Annotated in this window: 3 protein-coding genes; 1 reads left to right on the top strand and 2 read right to left on the bottom strand. The window is 72.8% G+C overall.

The genetic code is table 11. The features are described from left to right. Nucleotides 1–69: 69 nt before the first annotated feature. Together CCN56_RS32815 and CCN56_RS32810 are read right to left on the bottom strand one after the other, a co-directional pair. Nucleotides 70–909, bottom strand: coding sequence for a sugar phosphate isomerase/epimerase (locus tag CCN56_RS32815; protein ID WP_086831510.1), 840 nt, complete (start codon nucleotides 907–909; stop codon nucleotides 70–72). Between the two features lie 137 nt (nucleotides 910–1,046). Then, entirely contained in the window at nucleotides 1,047–1,979 is a 933-nt protein-coding gene (locus tag CCN56_RS32810) for a Ppx/GppA phosphatase family protein (RefSeq protein ID WP_086831509.1), read from the bottom strand. A 128-nt stretch (nucleotides 1,980–2,107) separates the two neighbouring features. Between CCN56_RS32810 and CCN56_RS32805 the strand changes: the two genes are divergently transcribed. Beyond that, nucleotides 2,108–2,902 (top strand): hypothetical protein, encoded by a 795-nt coding sequence (locus CCN56_RS32805; RefSeq protein WP_373412930.1) that lies wholly within the window; start codon nucleotides 2,108–2,110, stop codon nucleotides 2,900–2,902. Nucleotides 2,903–2,993 lie beyond the last annotated feature (91 nt).

Here is a 2,993-nt window from a genome sequence, read left to right as displayed (position 1 = left end):
CCGCGCGGGCGCGGGGCCGGGTCGGTCATGGGGCGGGGGCCTCTTCCCTCGGGCGCGGAGTCGGGTCCGTCATGGGCGCGGGGCCCGTTCGGCCGGGCGGGCGGCGGGTGAAGCCAGGTGCAGCCGGGTGAAGGCGAGGGCCTCCGCGAGATCGGCCTCGCGTTCGGCGGCTGACATCGCGCGGCGGGTGTTGACCTCGATGACGACGTGCCCGTCGAAACCGGTGAGCGCGAGCCGCTCCAGGAGCTCGGCGCAGGGCTGCGTGCCGCGCCCCGGGACGAGGTGCTCGTCCTTGGCGGAGCCCTTGCCGTCGGCGAGGTGGACGTGGCCGAGGCGGTCGCCCATGCGGTCGATCATCGCGAGGGCGTCGGTGCGGGCGGTCGCGGTGTGCGAGAGGTCGACGGTGAAGTGCCGGTAGTCGTCCTTGGTGACGTCCCACTCGGGGGCGTACGCGAGCATCTCGCGGTCCTTGTACCGCCACGGGTACATGTTCTCGACGGCGAAGCGGACGTCCGTCTCGTCCGCCATCCGCCAGATGCCGGTCACGAAGTCCTTGGCGTACTGGCGCTGCCAGCGGAACGGCGGGTGCACGACGACCGTCGACGCACCGAGCTTCTCGGCCGCCGCCTGCGCGCGCTGGAGCTTGACCCACGGGTCGGTGGACCAGACGCGCTGGGTGATGAGGAGGCAGGGGGCGTGCACGGCCAGGATCGGGACCTGGTGGTAGTCGGAGAGCCTGCGCAGCGCCTCGATGTCCTGGCTGACCGGGTCGGTCCACACCATGACCTCGACGCCGTCGTACCCGAGGCGCGCGGCGACCTCGAAGGCCGTCGCCGTCGACTCCGGATAGACCGAGGCCGTCGACAGGGCGACCTTCGCATCCGGGATGCGCACCACTGGTTCTGCCACGGGGAACAGCGTACGGGGCGGGCCGGGGGGCCGGAGGGTGGTTCCGGTCACGCCCGGCCCGTACGCCACGCGCTCTCCTGCACGCCGGTGGGTACGCCGGTGGGTACTCCGGCAGGCGGTCCGGGCGGCGCGGTCCGTCAGTGCTCCGGCAGGTGGTCCAGGCGGCGCAGGATGACGCCCTCGCGCAGGGCCCAGGGGCAGATCTCCAGCACCTCGACGCCGAGCAGGTCCATCGCGCCCTCCGCGACGAGCGCGCCCGCGAGGAGCTGTCCGGCACGGCCCTCCGAGACGCCGGGGAGGGCGGCGCGCTCGGGGACGGTCATCGCGGCGAGGCGCGGGACCCACTCCTCCAGGGACTTGCGGGTCAGGATCCGCTGGACATAGAGGCCCTCCCCCGAGCCCGGCGCGCCCGCGATCCTGGCGAGCTGCTTGAAGGTCTTGGAGGTGGCCACCACGTGGTCGGGGCGGCCGAAGCGGCTGAACTCGCCGACCGTACGGGCGATCTGCGCGCGCACATGGCGGCGCAGCGCCTTGACGTCGGCGGTGTCGGCCGGGTCGCCGGGCAGCCAGCCCGCCGTGAGGCGGCCGGCGCCGAGGGGCAGGGAGACCGCCGTGTCCGGGTCCTCGTCGATGCCGTACGCGACTTCGAGGGAGCCGCCGCCGATGTCGAGGAGCAGCAGCTTGCCCGCGGACCAGCCGAACCAGCGGCGGGCGGCGAGGAAGGTGAGGCGGGCCTCCTCCTCGCCGGTGAGGACCTGGAGGTCGACCCCGGTCTCGTCCTTCACGCGCGCGAGGACCGCGTCGGCGTTGCTGGCCTCGCGGACCGCGGAGGTCGCGAAGGGCAGGACCTCCTCGCAGCCCTTGTCCTCGGCGGCCAGGAGCGCGTCCCGCACGGTCGCGATGAGCCGCTCGACGCCGCCGGGCGCGATGGCGCCCCGCTCGTCGAGCAGCTCGGCGAGCCGCAGCTCCGCCTTGTGCGAGTGGGCGGGCAGCGGCCGGGCGCCGGGGTGGGCGTCCACCACGAGGAGGTGCACTGTGTTCGAACCGACGTCGAGGACTCCGAGTCTCATGGGCGGAACGCTACTGCTCCGGCCCGCATACGCTTGGTGTTGTGCCAAAGACGAAAAAGGCGAAGCCGGGCAAAGAGAGCGAAGGCGCACGCGTGAAGGACGCCAGGACCGCGCACGCGGCGAAGGCCGTGAAGGCGGTCAAGGTCGGGAAGCGGAAGCGGGGCAAGGCCGAGGAGCCCGACGAGAAGGGCCTGGACTTCGCGCGCGCGTGGGTCGAGTTTCCCGATCCCACCGACGAGGAGCAGGTCTTCCGCTGTGACCTGACCTGGCTGACCTCCCGCTGGACCTGCATCTTCGGCAACGGCTGCCAGGGCATCCAGGAGGGGCGCGCCGACGACGGCTGCTGCACGCTGGGCGCGCACTTCTCCGACGAGGACGACGAGAAGCGGGTCGCCGATCACGTGGCCCGGCTCACCCCGGAGCTGTGGCAGTTCCACGACGTCGGTACGGACTCGGGCTGGGTGCAGCTCGACGAGGACGGCGACCGGCAGACCCGCCGCTGGGAGGGGTCCTGCATCTTCCAGAACCGGCCCGGGTTCGCGGGCGGCGCGGGCTGCTCGCTGCACATCCTGGCGATGAAGGAGGGCCGGGAGCCGCTCGAGACGAAGCCGGACGTGTGCTGGCAGCTGCCGGTGCGGCGGACGTACGACTGGATCGACCGCCCCGACGACAGCAAGGTGCTGCAGGTGTCTATCGGCGAGTACGACCGGCGCGGCTGGGGGCCGGGCGGGCACGACCTGCACTGGTACTGCACGACGGCGTCGTCGGCGCACGTCGGTGCCGAGCCGGTCTACGTCTCGTACCGGCCGGAGCTCGTCGAGATGATGGGCGAGGAGGCGTACGGGGTGCTGGCCGGGCTGTGCGAGGCGCGGCTGGCCTCGCAGCTGCCGCTGGTGGCTCCGCATCCCGCTGATCCCGCCTGATCTCGCTGATCCTGCCTGAAGCCTTCAGAAGCCCTCAGGACGTCGGGCTCGGGTCCTCCGTCGACGGCGGGGGTGTGCCCGGGTCCGAGGT

Source organism: Streptomyces sp. NRRL B-24572, assembly GCF_002156145.1.
In the GTDB taxonomy this organism is placed as follows: Bacteria; Actinomycetota; Actinomycetes; order Streptomycetales; family Streptomycetaceae; genus Streptomyces; species Streptomyces vietnamensis.
The sequence above is the reverse complement of the archived record's forward strand: the minus strand, read 5'-3'. Positions and strand labels throughout refer to the sequence as shown.